Raw genomic sequence first — 26,603 nt, 5'->3', positions numbered from 1 at the left:
GACGGCTAGTCCCGGAGGCGGCGGACGGGCCGGGTCTCGATGGCGTTGAGCGTCAGGGCGCGGCGCCGGATGCGCCAGCCGTCGCCGGTCGGGGCGTACTCGTCGTCGTACCGCAGGTGCCACACCAGATCGGTGACGTCCGAGTCGGCGCCGCGGGTCCAGTGGTGGGCGACGCACGTGATGCGGCCACGAGCGTGGTCGGTGGCGTCGGTGTAGACCTCACCGACGATCTCGTGCTGGGTGCGGACGACGCCCGACAGGGCGGCCATCGCGGCCCGGACCCCGTCTGGCCCGTGCTCGGGCCGTATCGGGTCCAGCGATCGGGGCGGGTCCGGGAGGACCAATTCCGCTGTGCTGGTGAAGAGTTCGACGACATCGTCGAACCGGCGGTCGTCGACGGCCGCGGCGTAGCGGTGCACCAGGTCGGTCAGCGCCAGCCGGTCGGCCACTGTCAGCGGCACGGTGTGAGCCCGAGCCGTTCGGCGCACGCCGACAACATGTCCCTGGCCTCGTCGATGTCGGTGACGGGCGGCATCGCCAGCACGATGCGGTCGGCGCCGAGCTCCGCGAGCCGGCCGGCACGATCGGCGTCGACCTTGGGCACCAGGTGTCCGAGGGAGAGTTCGAGGGCGTCGGGGTCCCGGCCGGTCCGCTCGGCCGACTCCCGCATCAGCGCGATCAACGCCGACAGTTCCGCGCCCGCGACGCCGAGCGGCTGCAAGCCGTCACCGCGCTGGCCGGCGCGGCGGGCCGCGGCCCGGCTGTGCCCGCCGATGTGGATCGGGATCGGCGAAACCGGCTTGGGATAGCAAGCGGCATGGGCGAATTCGAAGAACTCGCCGGAATGGGTGACGCCGTCCGGCTGATCCGACCACAGCAGCCGCAATACGTCGATCTGCTCGTCGGCGCGGCGGCCACGGGCGTCGAACGGGGCCCCGCACGCCTCGATCTCCTCGCGCAGCCAGCCCATGCCGACGGCCAGGCGAACACGACCGCCGGACAAGGCGTTCAAGGTGGCGACGCGCTTGGCCAACACCACCGGGTGATGGTTCGGCAGCACCAGCACGCCCGTCGCCAGGCCCAGTGTGCTCGTCTGCCCGGCGAGGAAAGCCAGCAGTTCCAGTGGATCCGGGACCGCACAGTCGGCGGGAATCTCCACGCGGCCCGAGGCGTCGTAGGGATACACGCTCGAGTACTCGGTGAGCAGCACCGTATGTTCCACGGCCACAATGGATTCGAAGCCACAGCTCTCCAGGTGGCGGGCGAACTGCGTCATCCAGACCGGATCGGCGGTGACTCCGGCCGCGACCGGTGCGACCACGGCGAACTTGGGTGACATCAGCGCCTCCGCTCGCCGCGGCGAATCTCTTCCCAGCACTGCAGCCGTGTCATCCCGGTCCGGTCCATGCATTCGCGGATCGGCGTCTCCTGTTCTGGCGCAGGCGCTTCGGTGGTGGTCGGGGTGGTCGGCGGCGTGGTGGTCTCGACCGTGACCGTGCTGGTGACCGTCGCCTCGGTCGGCTCGGCGGGAGGCTCGGTGGGCGCGACGGCCGATGTCGGGCTCGGTGGCGCCTCGGTGGCCGACGGTGTGGTGGTCGCCGGGGGAGCCGTTGTGGTCGTCGCTGCGGGACGCGGCGGTGCCGGCTGTTCATCCTTGGCGCGGGTGAACTCGATGGCCGCGAAGACCAGTGCGGCGATCAGCAGCACCGTGAGCACCACGGGCAGGATCAGCGACCGGCGGGACCGCGTGGATTTGTCCGGCTGCAGGACCTGCGTCCGGTCCGCCGCCGCGGGAGCCAGAATGGTGGCATCCGCGCCCGTCACGCCCAGCCCGTGCTGGAGGGCGCGGGCGAAATCGGCGCACTTGTCGAACCGGTCCTTGGGATCCTTGGCGAGTGCCTTGGCCAGCACCGGGTCCAGGGCGGCGAGATCGGGCCGGCTTTGTGAGAGCGACGGCGGGGGAGCGCTGAGGTGCTTGCCGATGATCACCGCGGCGTTGGAGTTCTCGAACGGCGGCGCCCCGGTGAAGAGCTGAAAAGCGGTGGCCGCCAACGCATATTGGTCGGCGCGGCCGTCGATGACGCTGCCGGTCAGCTGCTCCGGAGCGGCGTAGAACACGGTGCCGACGGTCATGTTCGTCGCGGTCAGCCCGGCGGAGTCGTTGGCGCACCGCGCAATGCCGAAGTCGGCCAACTTGATTCGGCGGCTCGCCGGATCGGTGTCACTGATCAGGATGTTGGCCGGCTTGACGTCGCGGTGCAGCAGATCGTGCTGGTGCGCGTAGTCGAGCGCGTCGGCGACGGCGCTGATGATCGCGACCGCCTGATCGTCGGATACGCCGCCGGCGCCGCGCAGCAGGCGGCTGACGTCGATGCCGTCGACGTACTCCATCGAGATCCACAACTGGCCGTCGAACTCGCCGCGGTCGTACACCCCGACGATGTTCGGATGCGACAACGCAGCGGTCAGGTCCGCCTCACGCAGGAACCGCTCGCGGAACTCCTGATTCGTGGACATCTCGGGACGCAGCACCTTGAGCGCGTCCTGCCTGGGCAGTCGCGGATGCTGGGCGACGTAGACCTCGCCCATGCCACCGGAACCCAGGCACCGGACGATGGTGTAGCCCGCGAAATCGGTCCCCTCGGCCATTGGCATTGGGGCATCGTAAACCGGACGGCTAGAGGTCCAGGGTCAGCGGTCCGTCGCCCTGCGCGCGCGACACACAGATCAGTGCCTGACCGGCCTCGCGTTCGGTCTCGGTCAGCAGGCCGTCCCTGTGGTCGACGGCGCCGGCGAGCACCTTCACCCGGCACGTGCCGCAGAAGCCCTGCTGGCACGAATACGGTGCGTGCACACCGGCTTTGATCAGCGCCGTCAGCAACGTCTCGTCGGCCGCGACGGCAACGGTCTGGCCCGTCGAGGCGACCTCGACCTTGAACTCCTGGCCATCGGTCACCGGAGGCGCGGCGAAGCGCTCGAAGTGCAGCTCGATGTCGTCCGCCCCGACCAGCCGGGTACGGATCGCATTGAGCATCGGCGCCGGGCCGCACGTGTACACCGAGGTGCCCGGCCGGCAGTCGCCCAGCAGATCGTCGGCCGTCGGCAGGCCGTCGACGTCGTCGGTGCGGATCTGCACCTTGTCGCCGAACCGTGTCAGCTCGTCCAGGAACGGCAGGCTGTCGCGGCTGCGGCCGACGTACAGCATCGACCAGTCGATGCCGAACTGTTCGGCACGCGCCAGCATGGGCAGGATCGGCGTGATACCGATACCGCCGGCGATGAACCGCAGCGTGCGGGTCGGCGACCCGAAGCCGGGCACCGCCAGCGGGAAGGCGTTGCGCGGTCCGTTGGTGGTGATCACGTCCCCGACCGCCAGCTGGTGCGCCTCGATGGAGCCACCGCCGCCATCGGGTATGCGCCGCACGGCAATTCGGTAGGCGCCCTGCTCGTCGGGATCGCCGCACAGCGAGTACTGGCGGATCAGACCGCTGGGCAGGTGGATGTCGAGATGCGAACCCGGGTGCCAGCGGGGAAGTTCCGACCCGTCGGCGCTGACGAACGTCAACGCCACCACGTCCTGGTCGTGCGCGACGACCTCACGGCCGGCGATCTTCAGCGCGATGGTGCGCTCGACGACAGCCGGTACCGGGGGCTTGCGTACCCGCGTCGATACCCAGAACGTGCTGCTGACGACGGCGTCGGCCACGGTCACCAGCAGGTCGTGCGGCAACAGGCCCATCACGCTGGGCGGCGCCAGACGTGACCGGAAGCGGCGCGCCCTCACAGGTGTGCGGCGCGGGCAGCGGGCGAGGCGGCCAGATACGCCACGGCCTGCGCGGTCGAGCCCATGTCTTCCGGGCTGTAGTTCGGCTTGAAGTACACCAGCGTCTGGGTCAGCAGCAGGTTCCGGTACTTCGGCAGGAGCCCCAGCTTCGAGTCGCGCATCCGCAGGCGCTGCGACTTCCACCAGCCGAGCTTGAGCTGCGGGTCGCTCTTGACCAGGAACCGCATGCCGCGCTGGAAGAACACGTACATCAGGACCGCCACCACGCTCATGGCGCGGATGCGGTCGAAGTAGCTGTTGCGGAAGTACACGGCGACCTCGTGGGCCACCGAGCGGTGCTCGACCTCCTCGGCGCCGTGCCAGCGGAACAGGTCCACCATGACGGGGTCGGCGTCGTAGTTGTCCCACGTGCAGTTCAAGACGAAGTCGCCGAGCACCGCGGTGTAGTGCTCGACGGCCGCGATGAACCACAGCCGCTCGATGAGGTTGTTCATCTTGCGGCGCGGGTCGTCCGTCTTGGCCGGAGCGAGGATCTCTTCGAAGACGAACTCGACCTGATCGAGCAACGGCGTGACATTCATGCCACTGCGCACCAGGTAGTCGTTCATGACGGTGTCGTGGGCCTCGGCGTGCATGGCCTCCTGGCCGATGAAGCCGCGGACGTCGTCGGCGAGTTTCGGATCCTTGATGAGCGGCAGCGCTTCGTTGAACGTCTCGATGAACCAGCGCTCACCCGCCGGAAGCAGGATGTTCAGCAGGTTCACCACGTGCGAGGCGACAGGGTGGCCGGGAATCCAGGACATCGGCTTGTCCGCGGTCTCGAAAGCCACGTTGCGGGCCTGGATCTGCACCGGACCCGGGTCTACCTCATGGGCGAAACGTTGTGGTCGCAGCATGGAACAGCTACCTCCGGATCCTCAAGCATCGTTGCGAGTGGACCCAGTGTAAGCGTTTTATGTGGGAACGGCGGTACTGGGTTTTGCCGCGAGACGACGAAACGGCATCCCAGCAGGCGAAAACAGTGTGTCGACCTGCTGAAATGCCGTTTCGGCAAAGAGTTACATACCGGGGATGGACATGCCCGGCTGCGGGCCGACAGGCGTCGCCTGCACCGTCGTCACGCCGTTGGCGCCGACGTTCGGGCCCTTCGGAGCACCGGGCGCCCCTGCGGGGGCACCGCCACCGGCCGCCGGCGCGCCGGCGGAGGCGTTCTCGACGGCCTTGGTGGTGCAGTTCAGCATGAGGATGACGCGGCCGTGGCTGCCCATCTTCTCCTGATCGACGATGCACTGCGCCTGCGGCACATCGCTGCCGACCGAGCCGCCGAACGTGGCCCTGACGCCCTGGCTCTTGAGAATCGACACGGCGCGTGCGTAGGACTCGCCGACCACATTCATGGAGTTCGAACCGCCGGGATCGGACGCGGCCACCGACGAGCCGAACATCGCGGTGGCACCCACCGCCACCGCACCTGCTGCCACGGCACCTGCCGTCAGCATCTTCAGCTTCTTCACCTGACCTCCTCGAGTACAGCGAAGATAGCGCAGATGGCGGGGTGGAGAAACTCGAATCAACTCAATCCCGGCGTCACCGCGTCGGCCATCACCTGCGCCAACGCGACCGCACGAGGATCGGAAAACAGGTCTTCGAGGAGAATTTTCCGGCCGTCGGGACCCGCCAGCGGCACCCGCCAGTTCGGATATTCGTCGGTGGTGCCGGGCTGATTCTGGGTCCGCACGTCGCCGACGGCGTCGGGCAGCGCCAGCGCCAGCAGTCGCGACGGGGTGCGGGTGAGGTACCGGTACAGCGCGAGGACGATCTGGTCGGCATCGATCGCCTCGGGTGCGTTCGGCGGTAGCAACCCCGCCGCCCGTAGCACGTCCAGCCAGTGCTGCTGATCGGCGCGATCGGCCGCGACCTCTTCTTCGTAGGCGCGCGTCAACAACCCGAGGTCGCGGCGCAGGCTCAGATGCGCACCCGCCAGGTAGCCCGCCGTCGGTGGCAGGTCGTGCGTCGTCACCGCCGACAGGCAGTACTCGCGCCATCGTGGCGCGGGCAGTGGTCCACCGTCCTGATCGGCCTCGAACCACAGGATCGAGGTGCCGAGCAGGCCACGGTCACGCAGGTAGTCGCGAACCCACGGTTCGACGGTGCCCAGGTCCTCGCCGACCACCACCGCACCGGCCCGGTGCGCCTCCAGCGCCAGGACGCCGATCATCGCCTCGTGGTCGTAGTGGACGTAGGTGCCGTCGACCGGCGTCGCACCGGCCGGAATCCACCAGAGCCGGAACAGGCCGATGATGTGGTCGATGCGGACCCCGCCGGCGTGCCGCAGCACCGCCCTGACCACGGCGCGGAACGGCTCGTAGGCCCGCTCCACGAGCTCGTCCGGGCGCCAGGGCGGCTGCGACCAGTCCTGCCCGAGCTGATTGAACTCGTCGGGCGGCGCCCCGGCCGACACGCCGGTGGCCAGCACATCCTGCAGGGCCCAGGCATCGGCGCCGCCCGGGTGCACGCCGACCGCCAGGTCGTGGACGATGCCCAGCGACATCCCCGTCTGCACGGCGGTGGCCTGCGCGGCGGTCAGCTGGTCATCGAGCTGCCACTGCAGCCACCGATGGAAATCGATACGGCTGCTGTGCTTTTCGGCGAACGCCCGCACCGCGGGATGGTCCGGGTGCTGGAACTCCGCCGGCCAGTCGCGCCAGTCGTCACCGTGTTTCTCGGCCAGCACGCACCACGTCGCGAAGTCGTCGAGCGTGCGGCCGGTCCGTTGCCGGTAGCCGTCGTAGGCGACGGCCCGGCCAGCCGAGCGAGTGGCCCGGTACACCTCCTTGAGGGCATTGCGCTTCGACTTCCAGGCCGCATCGCGGTCGATGAACTCGTTCTTGTCGGCGCGGGACTGGGCGTCGGCCCGGGCTTTGCGCAGCGTGGCCGGTGTGCGGACGGCGGTGTATTCGGGGATGGCCTGCACCCGCAGATAGAGCGGGTTGGCGAACTGGCGCGAGGTCGGCAGATAGGGCGACGGCTCCATGGGCGCCACCGGGCCGGCGGCGTGCAACGGGTTCACCAGGATGAAGTCGGCCTGGTGCCGGGTGGCCGACCACACGGCGAGGTCGGTGAGGTCGGTGAGATCGCCGGTACCCCAGGAGTCCCGAGACCGCACGCTGTAGAGCTGGGTGGCCAGGCCCCAGGCCCGGCCGCTGCCCAGACGGCTCGGCAGCGTCAGCGCGTCGGGGGTGACGATCAGGACGGCGTCGGCGTCCGCGGCGGCGCCGGCCTGGACGTGCAGCCGGTGGTAGCCCAGCGGAAGATCGGCGGGCAGTTCGAAGCTCGCCTCGCCGACCAGGCGGCCATCGAGATCGAAGGGCGGCCGGTTGTTCTCCAGCTGGCGCAGCCCGGCCCGCACCGAACCGTCCTCCAACCGGATCCACACGCCGACGGGCGCGCCGTGGGTGACATGCACCCAGAAGCTCGACGGCTGACCGGCCCGGGCGACGATCGTGGGGGACAGGGTGCGCTGCCAGTACGCGCGCTCGTGGTCGGCCAGGGCAGCCGCGCGTGCGTCCTCGGAATCGGCCGGTACGCCGAGCGCCGCGAGCACGGCGACCAGCGTGGACGCGGCGACGGCGTGTTGCGTGCCGCTCCAGTCCAGGTACTCGGTGGCCACACCGTGGCGTCGGGCGAGCTCGACGAGCGACGCGGTGCGATCAGTCATGCGCGCCATCTTGCCGCGATTCGGAGCACGATGGGAGCTGAGTGGAGGGTGCGGGCGCATTTCCGGCCGGCGGACGGTGCGTGCCCGGATACGCTGCGCCCGGAGGTGTCGACGTGAGTTCCGATCTGCTGTCCGACGTGCTGCCGACGATGCTGCACGACCCGGTCTCGTACGCCATTCCGTTCTTCGTGGTGGCGCTGCTGCTGGAGTGGGGCGCGGCCCGCAAGCTCGCGTACGACGAACAGCGGCCGCCGTCGGGCGCCTACCTGCGCGCCGATGCCTGGGCCAGCATCTGGATGGGCGCGGTGTCGCTGTTCACCAGCGGTGTACTGAACTTCCTCGCGCTGGTCGGCTACGCGGCGCTGTATGTGTACGTCGCGCCGTGGCACCTGCCGGGTGACGCCTGGTACACGTGGGTGATCGCGATCCTCGGCGTCGACCTGATCTATTACACCTACCACCGCATGGCCCACCGGGTGCGGCTGTTCTGGGCCACGCACCAGGCGCACCATTCCAGCGAGTACTTCAATCTGTCCACCGCACTGCGGCAGAAGTGGAATCCCTCCGGCGACCTGGCGATGAAGGCGGTACTGCCGGCGCTGGGCGTGCCGCCGTGGATCGTGTTCGCCAGCTTCTCGCTGAACCTGGTGTACCAGTACTGGATTCACACCGAACGAATCGGAAAGCTCTGGCGGCCAATCGAATACATTTTCAACACGCCGTCGCACCACCGCGTGCACCACGGCCGGGACCGGCAATACCTCGACAAGAACTACGGCGGCGTCCTGATCATCTGGGACCGGATGTTCGGCAGCTTCACGCCGGAGGCCGCGCGGCCGAACTATGGTCTGACCAAACCTGTTGGTACGTACAACATCTGGAAACTTCAGACGCACGAGTATGCGTCGATTGTCCGAGATGTGCGCCAGGCCAACGGGTTCGGTGACCGAATGGGCTACGTCTTCGGCCCGCCGGGATGGCAGCCGGCGGGACCGGAGGCCGCGCCGGTTCACTGACAGGGGCGTCAACGCTGACAGAACGCTGTGATTCCTTCGCGATAACTCATTGTTCGCCAACTGTTTTGATTTCAGCGAGCGCAAACACTGGCGTTCCCCGGAACCGTCGGTACTGTCGTTGCTCGACAGGGGTGAATCGAACCAAAGGAGCTGGACTTTCATGGGTGACACACTTCAGAAGGGCGAGAAGCTCGAGGTCGGCCAGTCGCTGACGTCGAACAACGGTGCGTACCGGCTGGTGCTGCAGGACGACGGCAACCTAGTGCTGTACGCAGGGGAGCAGTCCGTGTGGGCCACCGCCACCGACGGCCAGGACGTCAAGCGCGCCGAGGTGCAGGAGGACGGCAACTTCGTGCTGTACACCCCGGACAAGCCGGTGTGGGCCAGCCAGACCGCCGGCGCCGACAACGTCCGTCTCGTGCTGCAGGACGATCGCAACCTCGTGCTCTACAGCGGCGACGACGCCAAGTGGTCGTCCGAGACCCACACCGACGAGGTGCCCCCGGCGCCGGTCGAGGCGGCTCCGGAGCCCGCGCCCGCACCCGAGCCCGAGGTGGCTGCCGAGCCGGTCGCCGAGGTCGCGCCCGAGCCCGAGCCCGCCCCGGTGCCCGAGGCGCCGGCGCCGCGCACCTACACCGTGCAGTCGGGTGACACCCTGTGGGCCATCGCCGAGCAGTTCTACGGCGACGGCAACCGCTACCCGGAGATCGCCGGGGCCAGCGGTATCGACAACCCGGACCTGATCCAGCCCGGTCAGCTCCTGACCATTCCCTGACCTGGACGGACGTTGGCGGCCTGGATCGAAAGATCCGGGCCGCCAACGCGTTTCAACGCCCGGTTCGAGGGGCAGTTTGTTTGCTGGTGCGGGGCGGCCGCCGGTCGCCCACGGCGGGGCCTTTCCCGTCCCGGGTTGGGGTTTGCGGGGTAGGCTGGCGCGACGTCCGTCCCGAGGTGATGGGAGCAAGTCATGTTTGTGGGGGGTTTGCGGGCCGTGGCAGTAGCCGCGGTCGCAGTTCCGATGGTCGCCGTGGGTGGCCCGGCGCCGGTCGCGTCGGCTGATCCCGGAGTGCTCGTCTACCCGGGTATGGAGATTCACCAGGGCACCACGCGCTGCACGCTCGGTTACGTGGACCCGGTCGCGCGGACCGGCTACACCGCAGGTCACTGCCGCGGCAACGGCCCGGTGACCGACAAGGACGGCCGCTTCATCGGCACCATGATCACGTTCCGGGACAACACACCGGACGGCGCCACCATCGCGACCGACCACCAGATCTCCGACTGGGAGTCCATCAACATCGCCGGCGACGTCATGGTGAACAACATCCTGCCCGGCGGGCGGATGCTGGTCACCGATCCCGCGGTGAATCCGCAGCGCGGCGCACCCGTCTGCCACTTCGGTGTCGTCACCGGTGAGACGTGCGGCACCGTCGACGCGGTGAACAACGGTTGGTTCACCATGTCCAACGGCATCGTCAGCCAGAAGGGCGACTCCGGCGGACCGGTCTACACCGTCACGCCGGACAACCGGGCCGTCCTCGTCGGCGTCTTCAACAGCACGTGGGGGCATTTCCCGGCGGCGGTGTCGTGGAGCGCGACCGACCAGCAGACGGGCGACGGCGTCGTGCAGCAGGCCGCCGCCGGCAACTGACCGGGGCGCGGCCCGCGTCGATCCTGCGCTGTGGGCGCGAACGTGGTTTCTGCGTCACGCCCAGATGTGTAACCCTTGACTTATATAAGTCGTGACTATAACTTTGCGATGTGCACGCCTTCGATGTCCTGGGGGACCCGGTTCGCCGACGGATCCTGGAACTGCTGGCGCACGGTGAACTGACCGCGGGCGCCATCGGGGCGACGATCCAAGCCGAGTTCTCGATCAGTCAACCGGCGGTGTCGCAGCATCTGAAGGTCTTGCGCGACAACGGTTTTGCCAGCGTGCGCCCGGACGGTCAGCGACGGCTGTACGCCGTGGACGGCCGGGGTATGCAGGACATCGACAACTGGCTGGCCGGTTTCCGCCGGTTCTGGCAACCGCATCTGGACGCGCTGGCCACCGAAGTGGCGCGCGGGAAACGCAACCGCAAGGGGGAGTGATGATCGACGTCACCGCACAGATCAACGCCGTACAACGCACGGTCGGCACGCGCACGTGGCAGGCGGGCGAAGTCCGCGTCGTCACGATCAGTCAGACATACCCGACCGATGCCGCCGATCTGTGGGACGCATGTACCAATCGGGAGCGGATTCCGCGATGGTTCCTGCCGGTCACCGGCGACCTCGTGGTCGGCGGCACGTTCCAGATCGAGGGGAACGCCGGCGGCACCGTGTTGACGTGCGATCCGCCGCATACCTTCACGGCCACCTGGGAGTGCAACGGACAGACCAGCTGGATCGAGCTGCGCATCGTCGACGGGGGCGACGGCTCGGCGCGTCTCGAGCTCGACCACATCGCCCCGGCCGACGACGACGAGTTCTGGGCGCAGTACGGCCCCAGTGCCGTGGGTATGGGCTGGGACGGCGCGCTTCTCGGGCTGGCCATCCACACCTCGACGGGGCAGGACATCGATCCGTCGTTCGGCCCGCAGTGGACCGTCAGCGACGAGGGCCGCCGGTTCACCCGCGAATCCGGCGCGGCCTGGTGCGCGGCGGATATCGCCGGTGGCGCCGACCCTGAGCAGGCGCGCGCCGCGTCGGCCCGGTGCATCGCGGCCTACCTGGGTGTCGACGAAAACGGATAGCGAACTAGAACACGTTCTAGCCATGGTCCCGTCTCGACGTTATTGTCTAGTCGATCACTGATCAGACACGTGTCCAGGTTTCCTGAATCGACCGCCCTGGACACCACCGAGACCGGCCCAGGAGAGACGATGCAAACAGTTCCCGAGACCGTCAACGCCGCCGACGTCACCGAATGGTCCGACGAGGCCGACGTCGTCGTGATCGGCTTCGGTATCGCCGGTGGCTGCGCCGCGGTCAGCGCCGCCGCCGCGGGCGCCAAGGTCCTGGTGCTGGAGAAGGCGGCCGGTGCCGGCGGCACGACGTCCATGGCCGGCGGCCACTTCTACCTGGGTGGCGGCACGGCGGTGCAGCAGGCCACCGGCCACGACGACAGTCCCGACGAGATGTACAAGTACCTGGTCGCCGTTGCCCACGACCCCGAGCACGACAAGATCCGGGCCTACTGCGACGGCAGCGTCGAGCACTTCAACTGGTTGGAGGACTTGGGTTTTCAGTTCGAGCGCAGCTACTACCCGGGCAAGGTGGTGGTGCCGCCGGGCACCGAGGGCCTGTCCTACACCGGCAACGAGAAGGTGTGGCCGTTCTGCGAGCAGGCCAAACCGGCACCCCGCGGCCACTCGGTGCCGGTGCCGGGCGAACTGGGCGGCGCCGACATGGTCATCAAGCTGCTGCTGAAGCGCGCCGACGAACTCGGTGTCGAGATGCGCTACGAGACCGGCGCGACGAACCTCGTGCTCGACGACACCGGCGCCGTCGCCGGGGTGGCATGGAAGAACTTCGGCGTGACGGGCACCGTCAAGGCCGGTGCGGTGATCATCGCCGCGGGCGGTTTCGCGATGAACCCCGAGATGGTGGCCGAGCACACGCCGGCGCTGGGCCAGAAGCGAAAGACCAAGCACCACGGCGAAGTCGAGCCCTACATCCTGGGCAATCCCAACGACGACGGGCTCGGCATCAAGCTCGGCGTGTCCGCCGGCGGCGTCGCCAAGAACCTGGACCAGTTGTTCATCACCGCTGCCGCCTACCCGCCGGAAATCCTGCTCACCGGCGTCATCGTCAACCAGAACGGCCAGCGCTTCGTCAACGAGGACTCCTACCATTCGCGCACATCGGCTTTCGTGCTCGAGCAGCCCGACCAGGTGGCCTACCTGATCGTCGACGAGGCGCACACCGAGATGCCGGCGATGCCGCTGATCCGGTTCATCGACGGCTGGGAGACGATCGCGGAAATGGAAGAGGCGCTGGGCATTCCGGCCGGCAACCTGGCGGCGACACTGGAGCGGTACAACGCCAACGCCGCGGCCGGCGCCGACCCCGACTTCCACAAGCAGCCGGATTATGTTGCGGCCCAGGACAATGGGCCGTGGGCGGCCTTCGACCTGTCCCTCGGCCGGGCCCTCTACTCGGGATTCACGATGGGCGGGCTGTCGGTCAGTATCGACGGCGAAGTGCTGCGCGCGGACGGCACCGCCGTGCCGGGCCTGTACGCGGCGGGTGCCTGCGCATCGAACATCGCGCAGGACGGCAAGGGCTATGCCAGCGGGACCCAGCTGGGCGAAGGGTCGTTCTTCGGCCGCCGGGCCGGAACCCACGCCGCCACGCGGTGATCAGACGGGGGCGGGCACGCCGTCGTCTTCGATCCGGGTGAGCCGCCAGTTGCCGTCGCCCAGCAGCTCCAGCTCCTGCTGGTGGTGCTGTTCGACGGTGCTGCGGTGGCTGACGCTGACCACGGTGGTGTCGGGCAGTTCGTTCCGAACCAGTTGGTACAGCATCATTTCCAGGCCTTCGTCGAGTGCCGAGGTGGACTCGTCGAAGAACACGGCCTTGGGCCGGGTCAGCAGCACGCGGGCGAAGGCGACGCGCTGCTGCTCGCCGGGCGAGAGGACCTTGGCCCAGTCGTCGACCTCGTCGAGGCGGTTCGCCAGGTGCGGCAGTGCGACCTTGCGCAGGACCTCCTGCAGCTGCTCGTCGGTGTGGGCGCCCACCTTGCTCGGGTAGGACACCACCGCGCGCAGATCACCCAGTGGCACATACGGGAGCTGCGACAGGAACAGCGTCTCGTTCTCCTCCATCGGGAAGTGCATGGCGCCGTGGCAGAAGGGCCACAGCTTGGCCAGGCTGCGCAGCAGGGTCGTCTTGCCGCTGCCGGACGGGCCGGTGACCACCAGCGCCTCGCCCGGGTACAGGCACAGATCCAGCGGCGCGATGAGTTCGCGGCCGTCCGGCGTGCTCACCGTGACCTGCTCCAGCGTGATGGTGTCGTCGGGGCAGTCCTCGGTGGCGAGCTCGGGCAGGTGCCGTGCCGCGTCGTTGGCCGTCACCAGGCCGTGCAGACGGATGATGGCGGCGCGGTAGCCGGCGAACTGGTCGTACACGTTACGGAAGAAGGACAGGCCGTCCTGGATGCTGCCGAACGCCGACGCCGTCTGGTTCATGTCGCCGAGCTTGATCTCGCCGGCGAGGAAGCGCGGGAACTGCAGGACGTACGGCAACGGCACGATGATCTGGCTCATCGAGAGGTTCCAGCCGTTGAGGCCGATCATCCGGTTCACGTACCGCTTGTAGTTGTCGACGACGGGCGCGAACAACCGGCGCAGGCCCGTCCGCTCGGCGAGTTCACCGTGATAGAAGGCGACGGCCTCGGCCGCGTCGCGCATCCGCACGAGCGCGTAGCGGAACGCGGCGTTGAAGCGTTCGTTGTCGAACGACAGCCAGATGATGGGGCGGCCGATCCAGAAGGCGACCACCGAAGCGACGAGGACGTAGCCGAGCCCGATCCAGAACATCGCCTTCGGGATCGTGAGGCCGGCGATGGTCAGCGTGCCGGACAGGTTCCACAGAATCGCGGTGAACGAAAGCATCGATGCGATGGCGTTGATGGCGCCGAACAACAACGTGGAGGTGGTCATGTTGTTGGGCGTGTTGGGCAGCGGGCCCACGCCGGCGGTGAAGATGTCGATATCGCTCTGGATGCGCTGGTCCGGGTTGTCGATGGTGTCGTCGATGAACCGCGACCGGTAGTACGCCTTGCCGTCCAGCCAGTCGCCCGTGAGCCGGTCGGTCAGCCAGGCGCGCCACCGCAGGATGAACCGCTGCGTCATGAACAGGTCGAGCATGATGCGGCAGACGTGCAGCACGGCCAGCAGCGAGAAGATGCCGATCGACATCCAGAAGCCGTGTGCGCCCGAGTCCTTGACGGCCTGGTCGTGACCGGCCAGGCCGGAAGCCACCACCTGGAAGCTGGTCATCAGATCGTTGCTCTGATAGCTGAAGAGCACCGTGAGCCGAACACCGGTGATCACCGACAGCAGCAGCGCCGCCAGCCACAGCCATACGACGATGCTGTCGCGGCCGACGAAGTAGGCGCCGGTGATGCGCCAGAACTGCCTTCCCCAGACCGTGAAGCGGCCGATGGCGGTCACCACCACCAGCGTCGATACCGCGGCGATCAGCCAGGCTTTCGCGATCCACCACAGCGAGGTCGTGAGCTCACTGCCCCATTCGAGGGTCGGGGTGAACAAATCCATCCCCGCAAGGTACCCGTGACCTATTGACGTTCGCGCTGCGACAGGCAATGACGTGAGACGCCGGTCACCTTCCGCGGGGCTCCGGCAGGTGGACGGGCAGGTGGACGGCTGCAGCAGAGCGGACGGACGGGACCGGTACCTTTGACCTGTGGCGAAAACCAGCACCGCGAAATCCGGCCGGCTGAGCAGCAAGTTCTGGAAGCTGCTCGGTGCTTCCACCGACAAGAACCAGAACCGATCGATGAATCAGGTTCGGGCGTCGGCCGAATTCGACGACAAGGCCGCGGGGCTGGACGACGAGCAGATCACCAAGGCCGCCAAGCTGCTCGAGCTGTCCGACCTCGCCGATGCCGCCGACATCCCGCAGTTCCTGGCCATCGCCCGGGAGGCGGCCGAACGCACCACCGGTCTGCGGCCGTTCGACGTTCAGCTCCTCGGCGCGCTGCGCATGATGGCCGGCGACGTCGTCGAGATGGCCACCGGTGAGGGCAAGACCCTGGCCGGCGCGATCGCGGCCGCCGGTTATGCGCTTGCCGGCCGGCACGTGCACGTCATCTCCGTCAACGACTACCTGGCCCGGCGCGACGCCGAGTGGATGGGGCCGCTGCTGGCCGCGATGGGCCTGACGGTCGGCTGGATCACCGCCGAGTCGACGGCCGACGAACGGCGCGCCGCCTATGAATGCGACGTCACCTACGCCTCGGTCAACGAGATCGGGTTCGACGTGCTGCGCGACCAGCTGGTCACCCATGTCGACGACCTGGTGTCGCCGCGGCCGGACGTCGCGCTGATCGACGAGGCCGACTCCGTGCTCGTCGACGAGGCGCTGGTGCCGCTCGTGCTCGCCGGCACCACGCACCGCGAGACCCCGCGCATGGAGATCATCCGGCTGGTGGGGGAGATGACCTCCGAGAACCGTGTCGACGACTCGCTGCAGTACTACGACACCGACGCCGACCGCCGCAACGTGCACCTGACCGACGCCGGCGCGCGCAAGCTCGAGAAGGCGCTCGGCGGCATCGACCTGTACTCCGAGGAGCACATCGGCACCACCCTGACCGAGGTCAACGTGGCCCTGCACGCGCACGTGCTGCTGCAGCGCGACGTGCACTACATCGTTCGGGACAACGCCGTTCACCTCATCAACGCCTCGCGCGGCCGCATCGCGTCGCTGCAGCGCTGGCCCGACGGCCTGCAGGCGGCCGTCGAGGCCAAGGAAGGCATCGAGACCACCGAGACCGGCGAGGTGCTCGACACCATCACCGTGCAGGCCCTCATCGGCCGTTACCCGACGGTGTGCGGCATGACCGGTACCGCGCTGGCCGCCGGTGAGCAGCTGCGCCAGTTCTACCGGCTCGGGGTGTCGCCGATTCCGCCGAATACACCGAACATCCGCGAGGACGAGGCCGACCGCGTCTACATCACCGCGGCCGCCAAGAACCAGGCCGTCATCGAGCACATCCAGAAGATCCACGCGACCGGTCAGCCGGTGCTGGTCGGCACCCGCGACGTCGCCGAATCCGAAGCGCTGCACGCGAAACTGGTCAAGGCCGGCGTGCCCGCCGTCGTGCTGAACGCCAAGAACGACGAGGAGGAAGCCGCCGTCATCGCCGAGGCCGGCAAGCTCGCCACCGTCACCGTCTCGACCCAGATGGCCGGCCGCGGCACCGACATCCGCCTCGGCGGATCCGACGAAGCCGACCATGACGCCGTCGCCGAACTCGGTGGCCTGCATGTCATCGGCACCGGCCGGCACCACACCGAACGCCTCGACAACCAGCTGCGCGGCCGCGCCGGCCGCCAGGGTGACCCGGGCTCGTCGGTGTTCTTCTCCAGCTGGGAGGACGACGTCGTCGTCTCGCACCTGGATCCCGAGAAGCTCCCGATGCAGACGGACGAGGACGGCCGCATCATCAGCGACCGCGCCGGCCAGATGCTCGAGCACGCACAGCGCGTCGCCGAGGGCCGGCTGCTGGACGTGCACGCCAACACCTGGCGCTACAACCAGCTCACCGCGCAGCAACGCGCGATCATCGTGGAACGCCGAGAGACGTTGCTGCGCACCACAACCGCGCGGGACGAACTCAAGGAGCTGTCGCCGGACCGGTACCAGGAACTCGTCGACGAGGTCGGTGAGGACGCGCTAGAGCGCATCTGCCGGCTGATCATGCTGTACCACCTGGACCGCGGCTGGGCCGACCACCTGGCCTACCTGTCCGACATCCGCGAGAGCATCCACCTGCGCGCGCTGGGACGCCAGGATCCGCTCGACGAATTCCACCGCATGGCGGTCGACGCGTTCGCGTCGCTGGCGGCCGACGCCATCGAGGCCGCGCAGCAGACCTTCGAGACCGCCAACGTGCTGGAGGACGAGCCCGGACTGGATCTGTCCAAGCTGGCCCGCCCGACGTCGACGTGGACGTACATGATTCACGACAACCCGCTGGCCGACGACACGATGGCAGCGCTGAGCCTGCCCGGGGTATTCCGTTAGGTTTAGCCCTATGGACCCCCAGCGAGAAGCCGGAGGCGGATCGCACACAGACGTGGAAGCCGAGTCGGGCGACCGGGTGCTGACGATTCCCAACGCGCTCAGCGCGTTGCGGTTGCTGCTGGTCCCGGTGTTCCTCTACCTGTTGTTGTCGGCGCACGCGAACGGCTGGGCCGTCGCGATCCTGATGTTCAGCGGCTTCTCCGACTGGGCCGACGGCAAGATCGCGCGCCTGGTCCCGAACCAGTCGTCGCGGCTGGGCGAGCTGTTGGACCCACTGGTCGACCGGATCTACATGCTCGTCGTGCCGGTCGCGCTGGCGATCGCGCACGTCGTGCCCTGGTGGTTCGTGCTGACCCTGATCGGCCGCGACGCCGTGCTGGCGGCCACGCTGCCGCTGTTGCGCGGCCGCGGGCTGACGGCGCTGCCCGTCACCTACATCGGCAAGGCCGCCACGTTCGCGCTGATGTCCGGCTTCCCGCTGGTGCTGCTGGGCCAATGGCCCGATGCCTGGAGCCGCGTGGTGCTGGCCTGCGGCTGGGCGTTCCTGGTGTGGGGGATCGCCATGTATCTGTGGTCCGCGGTGCTGTACCTGATCCAGGTGGCCATGGTGCGCCGAGATCTGCCGCCGGTCGCGAGGTCCGCCGCGTGACTGAAGCCGGGACACCCCGGGACCGGGCCCTGGGCGGTTACTGGCCGGAGGCCGGCCGCAACAGCCACGTCGCCGACGAGCCGGTCCGGATTCCGGTGCCGTCGCTGCTGCGCTCGCTGCTCACCGATCACCTGGACCCCGGTTATGCCGCCGCGGCCGAGCGCCGCAAAGCGGACGGCGACGGTGCCCGGCGCGGTCGCTCCCGGCGGTTGGCCGACGGTGCGTGGCTGCTGGTCGGCGTCGCCGCGGTGTCGGTGGTGTTCGTGACGGCGGCACAGCATGCGGTGTCGATGGCCCCTGCCAACGACCAGACCCAGCACGTCCTGTCGGCCAACGCGCGTACCGCGGAAGCGCGCACCCGCGACAGCACCGCCACCCGGGACGCGCTGGCCGGCCAGGTGGAGGCCGCACGCCGTGGCCGGCTGGCCGGCGACGCGAAAGGCCGTGAACTGCTGGCCGCCCTCGAGCAGGCCGAGTTCGGCGCGGGCGTGACCGCGGTGACCGGCCCCGGCCTCACCGTCACCGTCACCGAGCCCCCGCCGAGCCCGAACCTGTCCGACGTGTCGAAGCAGCGGGTCGCCGGCAGCCCGCAGATCATCCTGGACCGGGACCTGCAGCTGGCCGTCAACTCCTTGTGGGCCGCCGGTGCCGAGGCGGTGTCCGTCGGCGGCGTACGGATCGGGCCGAACGTGACCATGCGGCAGGCCGGCGGTGGCATCCTCGTCGACAACCAGCCGGTGGCCAGCCCGTACGTCGTCGTCGCCATCGGGCCGCCGCACGCCATGCAGGAGGTGTTCGAGCAGACCCCTGCCATGCAGCGGCTGATGCTGCTCGCGCAGTCGTACGGGGTGGGGATCAGCGTCCAGACCCGGGACCGGCTGACGGTGTCGGCCGCGTCGGTACGAGATGTCAACTTCGCCAAGGAGATTGGACCAAAGTGAGCAGGGCTACATGATCGGGATCGCGGCACTTGTGGTCGGCATCGTGCTGGGGTTGATCTTCCACCCCAGCGTGCCCGAGGCGGTCCAGCCGTACCTGCCGATCGCCGTGGTGGCGGCGCTCGACGCGGTGTTCGGCGGACTGCGGGCCTACCTGGAGCGCATCTTCGACGCGAAGGTCTTCGTGATCTCGTTCGTCTTCAACGTCCTGGTCGCCGCCGTGATCGTCTATGTCGGCGACCAGCTGGGCGTGGGCACCCAGCTGTCCACCGCGATCATCGTGGTGCTGGGCATCCGGATCTTCGGCAACGCGGCGGCGCTGCGGCGCAGGTTGTTCGGGGCGTGACGGTGCACCATGGCTGACGACGAACAGCACGCGGAAGAAGAACACCACGGCCGGCACGAGCTGCCCGACGGCGTTCCGGCGCGGCTGCCGCGCAGCCGGTCGCAGTTGATGTTCGGCGCGCTGGCCGTACTGCTCTGCGTGCTGCTCGGGGTGGCCATCGCGACGCAGGTGCGCCAGACAGAATCGGGTGACGCGCTCGACACCGCGCGGCCTGCCGACCTGCTGGTGCTGCTCGACTCACTGCAACAGCGCGAGGCGTCCCTCAACACCGAGGTGGCGGACCTGCAGAAGACGCTGTCGTCGTTGCAGGCGTCGGGCAACAGCGACCAGGCCGCCATCGAGAACGCGCAGGCGCGGCTGCGTGCCCTGTCGATCCTGATCGGCACGGTCGCGGCGACCGGCCCGGGCGTCACCATCACCATCGAGGACATCGCGCCCGGCGTGTCACCCGAGACCTTGCTCGACGTCATCAACGAGTTGCGCGCCGCCGGCGCCGAGGCCATGGAGATCCGGTCGGGACGCGGCGACCAGCAGACCGCGGTGCGGGTCGGCGTCGACACCTGGGTGACCGGCACCGCGGGCGCGCTGGTGGTCGACAACGTGACCATGAACCCGCCCTATTCCATTCTCGCCATTGGGGATCCGCCGACGCTCGCGGCCGCGATGAACATCCCGGGCGGGGCGATGGACAGTGTGAAACGCGTTGGCGGCACAATGTCCGTGCAACAGGCCGACACGATCGACGTGAGTGCCCTGCGGCAACCGAAACCGCGCCAATACGCTCAGCCCGTCAAGTAGACGCCGGGCCTGATCGTCGAGCCGTATCCTTACTGACCGAAAACACACTGACCTGAACTCGCAAGGAGCGTCGTGAGCGAAACGCCAGCCGATCTGCTGTACACCACCGAGCACGAATGGGTGCGCCGCACCGGCGAGGGCACCGTGCGGGTCGGAATCACCGATTTCGCGCAGGGTGCGCTGGGTGACGTCGTCTACGTCGATCTGCCCGAGGTCGGTACCACCGTGGCCGCCGGCGACGTGTTCGGTGAGGTCGAATCGCCCAAGACGACGTCGGAGCTGTACGCCCCGATCGCCGCGAAAATCGTTGCGGTCAACGGTGATCTGGAAGGCTCGCCCGACCTGGTCAACTCCGATCCGTACGACGGCGGCTGGCTCATCGAACTGCAGGCCGACGCGGCCGAACTGGATGGCCAGCTCGCCGGTCTGCTCGACGCGGACGGCTACCGGGCGACCCTGGACGAGTAACCCTTTTGTTAGGGTGCTGCGGTCCGGTTCGGCCGTGGCGACACCAAAGTCGGCGCGGCGGATCCGGTGGTGGCGGGCACACTGGCCCGCGCCGCGCGGTACGGTCAATAGTGAGACGTATGCGACATTCGATGACTGCTGGCAGCACCTGCCGGCTGGTCGTGCAAAAGAGCGCCACAGCAGCCAGTAGAGGAGCAGCGCGTGACGGATAACGACAGCGGTTCGGGGACCGATTTCGGCTCCGAGGAGGCAACGGTGGAGACCACTTCGGTCTTCCGGGCGGACTTCCTCAATGAGCTCGACGCCCCGGCTTCGACGAGCGGCACCAGTGCCGTCTCCGGAGTTGAAGGACTGCCGGTGGGCTCGGCCCTGCTGGTGGTCAAGCGCGGGCCGAATGCCGGCTCGCGATTCCTGCTGGATCAGCCGAGCACCTCGGCAGGCCGTCATCCCGACAGCGACATCTTCCTCGACGACGTGACGGTGAGCCGTCGCCACGCCGAGTTCCGGCTCGAGTCCGGTGAGTTCCAGGTGGTCGACGTCGGCAGCCTCAACGGCACCTACGTCAACCGCGAGCCCGTCGACTCGGCGGTGCTGGCCAACGGGGACGAGGTCCAGATCGGCAAGTTCCGCCTGGTGTTCCTGACCGGCCCCAAGACCGACGACAGCTCGGCTGGTTAGACCGGCGGTCAGTCGATGACGCAGCCCGACCGCAGTGCAGTGGCCGGGATGTCGATCGGAGCGGTGTTCGACCTGCTCCGGCCAGACTTCCCGGATGTGACCATCTCCAAGATCCGGTTCCTGGAGGAACAGGGTCTGGTCACGCCCGAACGCACTGGGTCGGGCTACCGTCGTTTTACGGCCTATGACTGCGCGCGGCTGCGGTTCATCCTGTCCGCGCAGCGGGACCAGTACCTGCCGCTCAAGGTCATCAAGGCCCAGCTGGACGCCCAGCCCGACGGCGCGCTGCCGTCGAACGGATCCGCTTACGGCGTACCGAAATTGGTTCCGGATCCCGACAGCGACCAGGCCGGCGGCCCGGCTGACGTCGCACCCGCCCAGGTCCGGCTCAGCCGCGAGGACCTGCTGCAGCGCTCCGGGATCAAGCCGGAGCTGTTGGCCGCGCTGGTCAAGAGCGGCGTGATCATCCCCGGCCCGGCGGGGTTCTTCGACGAACATGCCGTGGTCATCGCACAATGCGCCCATGCGCTGGGCGAATACGGTGTCGAACCGCGGCACCTGCGGGCCTTCCGGTCCGCCGCCGACCGGCAGTCGGACCTGATCGCCCAGATCGCCGGCCCCATCGGAAAAGCCGGCAACGCCGGGGCCCGGGACCGGGCCGACGAACTGGCCCGCGAGGTCGCGGCGCTCGCCATCACGCTGCACACGTCTCTGATCAAGTCTGCCGTGCGCGACGTTCTCGATCGCTGAGGACTAGACTCGAATTCGTTGATGGCACACGGATTGCGGAGGGCAGACGCAGATGGGCGAGGTTCGTGTGGTCGGCATTCGGGTGGAACAGCCGCAGAACCAACCCGTGCTCTTGCTGCGCGAATCCGACGGTGACCGCTACCTGCCGATCTGGATCGGGCAGTCCGAAGCGGCCGCGATCGCGCTCGAGCAGCAGGGCGTCTCGCCGGCTCGGCCCCTGACGCACGACCTGATCAAGGATCTGATTGCCGCGCTTGGTCATTCGCTGCGCGAGGTGCGCATCGTGGACCTGCAGGAAGGCACCTTCTACGCCGACCTGGTGTTCGACCGCGACATCACGGTGTCGGCGCGGCCGTCGGACTCGGTGGCCATCGCGCTGCGGGTGGGCGTACCGATCTACGTCGAGGAAGCGGTACTCGCAGAGGCGGGTCTGCTCATCCCGGACGAGGGTGACGAGGAGTCGTCCGGCCCCGTGCGCGAGGACGAGGTCGAGAAGTTCAAGGAGTTCCTCGACAGCATTTCGCCGGACGATTTCAAGGCGACTTAGGTCGGAGTGCGCTGTCCCGGAGGGCCCTTGTTACGGATGCATCTCAGTTAGGTCAGCGCGTGTCGACACTCGGTGCGCCGTTTGCGGATTCGCCGAATCCGCGCCACATACTTTCCTCGTTCTGGTGACGGGCTGAAGTGGCCCGGCGGGAAGCGTATGCTCGACACATTCGAGCAGCGGACATGCCCGCCGAGCAGCAGTGGCCGCCAGGCAGGTTAGTTCGATCGGCGAGAGGATCAGGCAGTGGGCGACGAGACGCCACGTCAAGAGCAGTTGGACCTGACGACCAACGGCGCGCCTGAGCAGGCCGCCCCGACACCGGCTCCCGTGCCGGTGCAGGCAGGCCTGTTCCCTGACGAGTCTGTTCCCGACGAACTGGTCGGCTACCGCGGGCCGAGCGCCTGCCAGATCGCCGGCATCACCTACCGTCAGCTGGACTACTGGGCCCGCACCTCGCTGGTCGTGCCGTCGATCCGCGGCGCCGCCGGCTCCGGCAGCCAGCGCCTGTACTCGTTCAAGGACATCCTGGTCCTCAAGATCGTCAAGCGGCTGCTGGACACCGGCATCTCGCTGCACAACATCCGCGTCGCGGTCGACCACCTGCGCCAGCGCGGCGTACATGACCTGGCGAACATCACGCTGTTCTCGGACGGCACCACGGTGTACGAGTGCACGTCGGCCGAAGAGGTCGTCGACCTGCTGCAGGGCGGTCAGGGCGTGTTCGGCATCGCGGTTTCGGGCGCCATGCGTGAGCTGACCGGCGCCATCGCCGACTTCCCGGGTGAGCGTGCCGACGGCGGCGAGTCCATCGCCGCGCCCGAGGACGAACTCGCCTCGCGTCGCAAGCAGCGCGACCGCAAGATCGGCTGAGTCCCGCCAACCCAAGCACGAGCAACGGCCCCTCTCCCCACGGAGAGGGGCCGTTTGCTGTCCATTCGTGACCATCGGTGACCGACCGGTAGACTGGCGCGCGCATCGTCCCGACGCGGGAGAGTTCTGTGGCCGCCAGCCATGGACGCCGAAGGAGCAATACCTCTCCATCAACCTCTCAGGCCCCCGGACCGCGCCGGAGCCCGATGCCTCTGGAAAGCGGCGAGCTGCGACTCGCCCGCCCATGGGGAAAGGCCGACCACGCCGTCGGGCCGAATCTCTCAGGCACCGACGACAGAGGGGGAGGAACCCCTAGCGGTTCCGTGGCAAGCCTGCCCCGAGCCTGAACGTCTGGAGAGGCCGTCATGACCGACAGCACGTCCCGTTCCTCTGCCGAGCACCACCAGCTTCGCTTCGTCGACCGGCACATCGGTCCGGATGCCGGCGCGGTGGCCACCATGCTCGAGATCATCGGCGTCGACTCGCTCGAAGAGCTCGCCGCCAAGGCCCTGCCCGCGGGCATCCTCGATGCCCTGTCCAGCGCCGGCCTGGCCCCCGGCCTCGACGAACTGCCGGCCCCGGCCTCCGAAGAGCAGTCGCTGGCCGAGCTGCGGGCGCTCGCCGAGACCAACACCGTCGCGGTGTCGATGATCGGCCAGGGCTACTTCGACACCCTGACCCCGGCCGTGCTGCGCCGCAACATCCTCGAGAACCCGGCCTGGTACACGGCCTACACGCCGTACCAGCCGGAGATCAGCCAGGGCCGGCTGGAGGCCCTGCTCAACTTCCAGACCATGGTCACCGACCTGACCGGCATGGAGATCGCCAACGCCTCGATGCTCGACGAGGCCACCGCCGCCGCCGAGGCCATGACGCTGATGCACCGCGCCGTCAAGGGCGACTGCCGCCGCCTGGCCGTCGACGCCGACATCTACCCGCAGACCGCGGCCGTGCTGGCCACTCGCGCCGAACCGCTGAACATCGAGATCGTCACCGCCGACCTGCGCGACGGCCTGCCCGAAGGCGACTTCTTCGGCGTCATCGCCCAGGTGCCGGGGGCCAGCGGCGCGGTCAACGACTGGTCCGCGCTGATCGCGCAGGCTCACGAGCGCGGTGCGCTGGTCGCCATCGGTGCGGACCTGCTGGCGCTGACGCTCGTCACCCCGCCCGGCGAGATCGGCGCCGACGTCGCCTTCGGCACCACGCAGCGTTTCGGCGTGCCGATGGGCTTCGGCGGCCCGCATGCCGGCTACCTGGCCGTGCACGGCAAGCACGCCCGGCAGCTGCCCGGGCGTCTGGTCGGCGTCTCGGTCGACGCCGACGGCGCCAAGGCCTACCGGCTGAGCCTGCAGACCCGCGAACAGCACATCCGCCGCGACCGGGCCACCAGCAACATCTGTACCGCGCAGGTGCTGCTCGCGGTGATCGCCGCGATGTACGCCAGCTACCACGGGCCGCGCGGGCTGACCGCGATCGCGCACCGCGTGCACGGCCACGCCCTCGCGGTGGCCATGGGCCTGAAGGAGGCCGGCGTCGAGGTCGTCCACTCCGGATTCTTCGACACCGTCCTGGCTCGGGTTCCCGGCATGGCCGCGCAGGTGCAGGCGGCCGCCAAGGAGCGCGGCATCAACGTCTGGCTCGTCGACGCCGACCACATCTCGGTGTCCTGCGACGAGGCCACGACCGCCGAGCACGTCGACGCGGTGCTCGCCGCCTTCGGTGCGACGCGCGGCGGCCATCACTGGGACGGCCCCGAAATCCACACCCGCACTTCGGAATTCCTCACCCACCCGGCGTTCTCGCGGTACCGCACCGAGACCGAGATGATGCGCTACCTGCGCTCGCTCGCCGACAAGGACATCGCGCTGGACCGCAGCATGATCCCGCTGGGCTCGTGCACCATGAAGCTCAACGCGGCCGCCGAGATGGAACCCATCACCTGGACCGAGTTCGCGCAGCAGCATCCGTTCGCCCCGGCGTCGGACACCCCGGGTCTGCGCAAGCTGATCGCCGACGTCCAGGCGTGGCTCGTCAGCATCACCGGCTATGACTCGGTGTCGCTGCAGCCCAACGCCGGGTCGCAGGGCGAGTACGCCGGTCTGCTCGCCATCCGCGCCTACCACGAGGCCCGTGGCGAGGCCGGCCGCAACATCTGCCTGATCCCGTCCAGCGCGCACGGCACCAACGCCGCGTCGGCCGCCATGGTCGGCATGAAGGTCGTCGTCGTGGCGTGCCGCGAGAACGGTGACGTCGACCTGGACGACCTGCGCGCCAAGGTCGCCGAGCACGCCAGTGATCTGGCCGCGCTGATGATCACCTACCCGTCGACGCACGGGGTGTACGAGCAGGACGTCGCCGACATCTGCGCCGCCGTGCACGACGCCGGCGGTCAGGTCTACGTCGACGGCGCCAACCTCAACGCCATCGTGGGCCTCGCTCGTCCGGGCAAGTTCGGTGGCGACGTCAGCCACCTGAACCTGCACAAGACCTTCTGCATCCCGCACGGTGGTGGCGGTCCGGGCGTCGGCCCGGTGGCGGTCCGGTCGCACCTCGCGCCGTACCTGCCTGGGCACCCGCTGGCCGCCGAGCTCGCCGACGACCACACCGTGTCGGCGGCGCCGTACGGCTCGGCGTCGATCCTGCCGATCACCTGGGCGTACATCCGGATGATGGGCGCGGCCGGGCTGCGCGCGGCGACGCTGACCGCGATCGCGTCGGCCAACTACATCGCGCGGCGCCTCGACGAGCACTACCCGGTGCTCTACACCGGCGAGAACGGCATGGTCGCCCACGAGTGCATCCTGGACCTGCGGGCCATCACCAAGGCCACCGGCGTCACCGTCGACGACGTGGCAAAGCGCTTGGCGGACTACGGTTTCCACGCGCCGACCATGAGCTTCCCGGTTGCCGGCACGCTGATGGTCGAGCCCACCGAGAGCGAGAGCCTGACCGAGGTCGACGCCTTCATCGCCGCGATGATCGCGATCAAGGCCGAGATCGACCAGGTCGGCTCCGGTGAGTGGCCGGCCGACGACAACCCGCTGCACAACGCGCCGCACACCGCCGAGTGCCTGCTGGTCGACGAGTGGAAGCACCCGTACACCCGCGAGCATGCCGCCTACCCGCTGGGCAAGGGTTTCCGGCCGAAGGTGTGGCCGCCCGTCCGCCGTATCGACGGCGCGTTCGGCGACCGCAACCTGGTCTGCTCTTGCCCGCCGATCGAGGCGTTCGCCTAGGTCCGTGCAAAAACGTCCCGCTCAGCGCTGCTGAGCGGGACGTTT

General features: G+C 68.6%; 25 protein-coding genes and 1 riboswitch. Of the genes, 17 read left to right on the top strand and 8 right to left on the bottom strand.

All coding sequences use genetic code 11. The features are described 5' to 3' along the window. Positions 1 to 5: 5 nt before the first annotated feature. The 7 genes from ACJH6H_RS11005 to malQ form a co-directional block, all read right to left on the bottom strand. On the bottom strand, positions 6 to 461 hold the full coding sequence (locus ACJH6H_RS11005; RefSeq protein WP_212814353.1) for a nuclear transport factor 2 family protein: 456 nt from the start codon (positions 459 to 461) through the stop codon (positions 6 to 8). Further along, positions 452 to 1,339, bottom strand: coding sequence for an LLM class F420-dependent oxidoreductase (locus ACJH6H_RS11000; RefSeq protein ID WP_212814355.1), 888 nt, complete (start codon positions 1,337 to 1,339; stop codon positions 452 to 454). Before ACJH6H_RS11000 ends, ACJH6H_RS11005 begins: the two co-directional genes overlap by 10 nt. Next, positions 1,339 to 2,655, bottom strand: coding sequence for a serine/threonine-protein kinase (locus ACJH6H_RS10995; protein ID WP_406774841.1), 1,317 nt, complete (start codon positions 2,653 to 2,655; stop codon positions 1,339 to 1,341). The genes ACJH6H_RS11000 and ACJH6H_RS10995 overlap by 1 nt, the downstream gene beginning before the upstream one ends. Before the next feature lie 22 nt (positions 2,656 to 2,677). Further along, complete coding sequence (locus ACJH6H_RS10990) at positions 2,678 to 3,739, bottom strand: PDR/VanB family oxidoreductase (protein ID WP_346416265.1); 1,062 nt, start codon at positions 3,737 to 3,739, stop codon at positions 2,678 to 2,680. 41 nt (positions 3,740 to 3,780) lie between these two features. Beyond that, on the bottom strand, positions 3,781 to 4,680 hold the full coding sequence (locus ACJH6H_RS10985; RefSeq protein ID WP_212814360.1) for a metal-dependent hydrolase: 900 nt from the start codon (positions 4,678 to 4,680) through the stop codon (positions 3,781 to 3,783). Positions 4,681 to 4,842: 162 nt separating this feature from the next. After that, positions 4,843 to 5,298, bottom strand: a complete 456-nt coding sequence (locus tag ACJH6H_RS10980) for a hypothetical protein (RefSeq protein ID WP_060999815.1) — start codon at positions 5,296 to 5,298, stop codon at positions 4,843 to 4,845. A 56-nt stretch (positions 5,299 to 5,354) separates the two neighbouring features. Beyond that, positions 5,355 to 7,502, bottom strand: a complete 2,148-nt coding sequence (malQ, locus tag ACJH6H_RS10975) for a 4-alpha-glucanotransferase (RefSeq protein ID WP_406774840.1) — start codon at positions 7,500 to 7,502, stop codon at positions 5,355 to 5,357. 149 nt (positions 7,503 to 7,651) lie between these two features. Here malQ and ACJH6H_RS10970 point away from each other — a divergent pair, with 149 nt between their 5' ends. The 6 genes from ACJH6H_RS10970 to ACJH6H_RS10945 all read left to right on the top strand — a co-directional run bounded on the left by ACJH6H_RS10970 (position 7,652) and on the right by ACJH6H_RS10945 (position 12,864). Next, positions 7,652 to 8,518: a sterol desaturase family protein gene (locus ACJH6H_RS10970; protein ID WP_346416264.1), complete on the top strand. Its 867-nt coding sequence runs from the start codon at positions 7,652 to 7,654 to the stop codon at positions 8,516 to 8,518. Positions 8,519 to 8,678: 160 nt separating this feature from the next. Next, complete coding sequence (locus ACJH6H_RS10965) at positions 8,679 to 9,293, top strand: LysM peptidoglycan-binding domain-containing protein (RefSeq protein WP_212814366.1); 615 nt, start codon at positions 8,679 to 8,681, stop codon at positions 9,291 to 9,293. A gap of 192 nt (positions 9,294 to 9,485) precedes the next feature. Then, a complete protein-coding gene (locus tag ACJH6H_RS10960) occupies positions 9,486 to 10,169 on the top strand; it encodes a hypothetical protein (RefSeq protein WP_406774839.1) in 684 nt (227 codons plus the stop codon). A gap of 110 nt (positions 10,170 to 10,279) precedes the next feature. After that, on the top strand, positions 10,280 to 10,612 hold the full coding sequence (locus ACJH6H_RS10955; RefSeq protein WP_212814368.1) for a helix-turn-helix transcriptional regulator: 333 nt from the start codon (positions 10,280 to 10,282) through the stop codon (positions 10,610 to 10,612). Beyond that, positions 10,612 to 11,256, top strand: coding sequence for an SRPBCC family protein (locus tag ACJH6H_RS10950; RefSeq protein WP_406774838.1), 645 nt, complete (start codon positions 10,612 to 10,614; stop codon positions 11,254 to 11,256). Before ACJH6H_RS10955 ends, ACJH6H_RS10950 begins: the two co-directional genes overlap by 1 nt. A gap of 129 nt (positions 11,257 to 11,385) precedes the next feature. Further along, positions 11,386 to 12,864: an FAD-binding protein gene (locus ACJH6H_RS10945; RefSeq protein ID WP_406774837.1), complete on the top strand. Its 1,479-nt coding sequence runs from the start codon at positions 11,386 to 11,388 to the stop codon at positions 12,862 to 12,864. Here ACJH6H_RS10945 and ACJH6H_RS10940 read toward each other — a convergent pair whose 3' ends face one another. Beyond that, a complete protein-coding gene (locus tag ACJH6H_RS10940; RefSeq protein WP_212814374.1) occupies positions 12,865 to 14,784 on the bottom strand; it encodes an ABC transporter ATP-binding protein/permease in 1,920 nt (639 codons plus the stop codon). 148 nt (positions 14,785 to 14,932) lie between these two features. Between ACJH6H_RS10940 and secA2 the strand changes: the two genes are divergently transcribed. The 11 genes from secA2 (at position 14,933) to gcvP (ending at position 26,558) form a co-directional block, all read left to right on the top strand. After that, positions 14,933 to 17,278 (top strand): accessory Sec system translocase SecA2, encoded by a 2,346-nt coding sequence (gene secA2 / locus ACJH6H_RS10935; RefSeq protein WP_212814376.1) that lies wholly within the window; start codon positions 14,933 to 14,935, stop codon positions 17,276 to 17,278. Positions 17,279 to 17,288: 10 nt separating this feature from the next. Next, complete coding sequence (locus ACJH6H_RS10930) at positions 17,289 to 17,927, top strand: CDP-alcohol phosphatidyltransferase family protein (protein ID WP_212814377.1); 639 nt, start codon at positions 17,289 to 17,291, stop codon at positions 17,925 to 17,927. Further along, a complete protein-coding gene (locus ACJH6H_RS10925; RefSeq protein ID WP_212814379.1) occupies positions 17,924 to 18,868 on the top strand; it encodes a DUF881 domain-containing protein in 945 nt (314 codons plus the stop codon). Before ACJH6H_RS10930 ends, ACJH6H_RS10925 begins: the two co-directional genes overlap by 4 nt. A gap of 10 nt (positions 18,869 to 18,878) precedes the next feature. Further along, complete coding sequence (locus tag ACJH6H_RS10920; RefSeq protein WP_020100154.1) at positions 18,879 to 19,211, top strand: small basic family protein; 333 nt, start codon at positions 18,879 to 18,881, stop codon at positions 19,209 to 19,211. A gap of 9 nt (positions 19,212 to 19,220) precedes the next feature. Further along, on the top strand, positions 19,221 to 20,009 hold the full coding sequence (locus tag ACJH6H_RS10915; RefSeq protein WP_212814381.1) for a DUF881 domain-containing protein: 789 nt from the start codon (positions 19,221 to 19,223) through the stop codon (positions 20,007 to 20,009). 72 nt (positions 20,010 to 20,081) lie between these two features. Further along, positions 20,082 to 20,477 carry a glycine cleavage system protein GcvH gene (gene gcvH, locus ACJH6H_RS10910; protein ID WP_212814383.1) on the top strand — a complete coding sequence of 132 codons (396 nt, stop codon included), beginning with the start codon at positions 20,082 to 20,084 and terminating at the stop codon, positions 20,475 to 20,477. 201 nt (positions 20,478 to 20,678) lie between these two features. Further along, complete coding sequence (gene garA / locus ACJH6H_RS10905) at positions 20,679 to 21,155, top strand: glycogen accumulation regulator GarA (RefSeq protein WP_020100157.1); 477 nt, start codon at positions 20,679 to 20,681, stop codon at positions 21,153 to 21,155. Between the two features lie 15 nt (positions 21,156 to 21,170). Further along, positions 21,171 to 21,905, top strand: a complete 735-nt coding sequence (locus ACJH6H_RS10900) for a MerR family transcriptional regulator (RefSeq protein ID WP_212814385.1) — start codon at positions 21,171 to 21,173, stop codon at positions 21,903 to 21,905. A gap of 52 nt (positions 21,906 to 21,957) precedes the next feature. Continuing rightward, entirely contained in the window at positions 21,958 to 22,452 is a 495-nt protein-coding gene (locus ACJH6H_RS10895) for a bifunctional nuclease family protein (RefSeq protein WP_020100159.1), read from the top strand. Between the two features lie 243 nt (positions 22,453 to 22,695). Beyond that, positions 22,696 to 23,322 (top strand): MerR family transcriptional regulator, encoded by a 627-nt coding sequence (locus ACJH6H_RS10890; protein ID WP_020100160.1) that lies wholly within the window; start codon positions 22,696 to 22,698, stop codon positions 23,320 to 23,322. 106 nt (positions 23,323 to 23,428) lie between these two features. Continuing rightward, positions 23,429 to 23,526, top strand: a riboswitch (glycine riboswitch). Positions 23,527 to 23,687: 161 nt separating this feature from the next. Continuing rightward, entirely contained in the window at positions 23,688 to 26,558 is a 2,871-nt protein-coding gene (gcvP, locus tag ACJH6H_RS10885; protein ID WP_212814387.1) for an aminomethyl-transferring glycine dehydrogenase, read from the top strand. Positions 26,559 to 26,603: the final 45 nt, after the last annotated feature.

It is taken from the genome of Mycobacterium sp. SMC-21 (assembly GCF_045310825.1).
Lineage (GTDB): Bacteria > Actinomycetota > Actinomycetes > Mycobacteriales > Mycobacteriaceae > Mycobacterium.
The sequence above is the reverse complement of the archived record's forward strand: the minus strand, read 5'-3'. Positions and strand labels throughout refer to the sequence as shown.

Coding starts and splice junctions, on each gene's coding strand:
- ACJH6H_RS11000 (WP_212814355.1), bottom strand. CDS start 1,339: ATGTCACCCAAGTTCGCCGTGGTCGCACCGGTCGCGGCCGGAGTCACC.
- ACJH6H_RS10995 (WP_406774841.1), bottom strand. CDS start 2,655: ATGCCAATGGCCGAGGGGACCGATTTCGCGGGCTACACCATCGTCCGG.
- ACJH6H_RS10990 (WP_346416265.1), bottom strand. CDS start 3,739: ATGGGCCTGTTGCCGCACGACCTGCTGGTGACCGTGGCCGACGCCGTC.
- ACJH6H_RS10985 (WP_212814360.1), bottom strand. CDS start 4,680: ATGCTGCGACCACAACGTTTCGCCCATGAGGTAGACCCGGGTCCGGTG.
- malQ (WP_406774840.1), bottom strand. CDS start 7,502: ATGACTGATCGCACCGCGTCGCTCGTCGAGCTCGCCCGACGCCACGGT.
- ACJH6H_RS10970 (WP_346416264.1), top strand. CDS start 7,652: ATGCTGCACGACCCGGTCTCGTACGCCATTCCGTTCTTCGTGGTGGCG.
- ACJH6H_RS10965 (WP_212814366.1), top strand. CDS start 8,679: ATGGGTGACACACTTCAGAAGGGCGAGAAGCTCGAGGTCGGCCAGTCG.
- ACJH6H_RS10960 (WP_406774839.1), top strand. CDS start 9,486: ATGTTTGTGGGGGGTTTGCGGGCCGTGGCAGTAGCCGCGGTCGCAGTT.
- ACJH6H_RS10950 (WP_406774838.1), top strand. CDS start 10,612: ATGATCGACGTCACCGCACAGATCAACGCCGTACAACGCACGGTCGGC.
- ACJH6H_RS10945 (WP_406774837.1), top strand. CDS start 11,386: ATGCAAACAGTTCCCGAGACCGTCAACGCCGCCGACGTCACCGAATGG.
- ACJH6H_RS10940 (WP_212814374.1), bottom strand. CDS start 14,784: ATGGATTTGTTCACCCCGACCCTCGAATGGGGCAGTGAGCTCACGACC.
- ACJH6H_RS10930 (WP_212814377.1), top strand. CDS start 17,289: ATGGACCCCCAGCGAGAAGCCGGAGGCGGATCGCACACAGACGTGGAA.
- ACJH6H_RS10920 (WP_020100154.1), top strand. CDS start 18,879: ATGATCGGGATCGCGGCACTTGTGGTCGGCATCGTGCTGGGGTTGATC.
- ACJH6H_RS10915 (WP_212814381.1), top strand. CDS start 19,221: ATGGCTGACGACGAACAGCACGCGGAAGAAGAACACCACGGCCGGCAC.
- ACJH6H_RS10900 (WP_212814385.1), top strand. CDS start 21,171: ATGACGCAGCCCGACCGCAGTGCAGTGGCCGGGATGTCGATCGGAGCG.
- ACJH6H_RS10895 (WP_020100159.1), top strand. CDS start 21,958: ATGGGCGAGGTTCGTGTGGTCGGCATTCGGGTGGAACAGCCGCAGAAC.
- gcvP (WP_212814387.1), top strand. CDS start 23,688: ATGACCGACAGCACGTCCCGTTCCTCTGCCGAGCACCACCAGCTTCGC.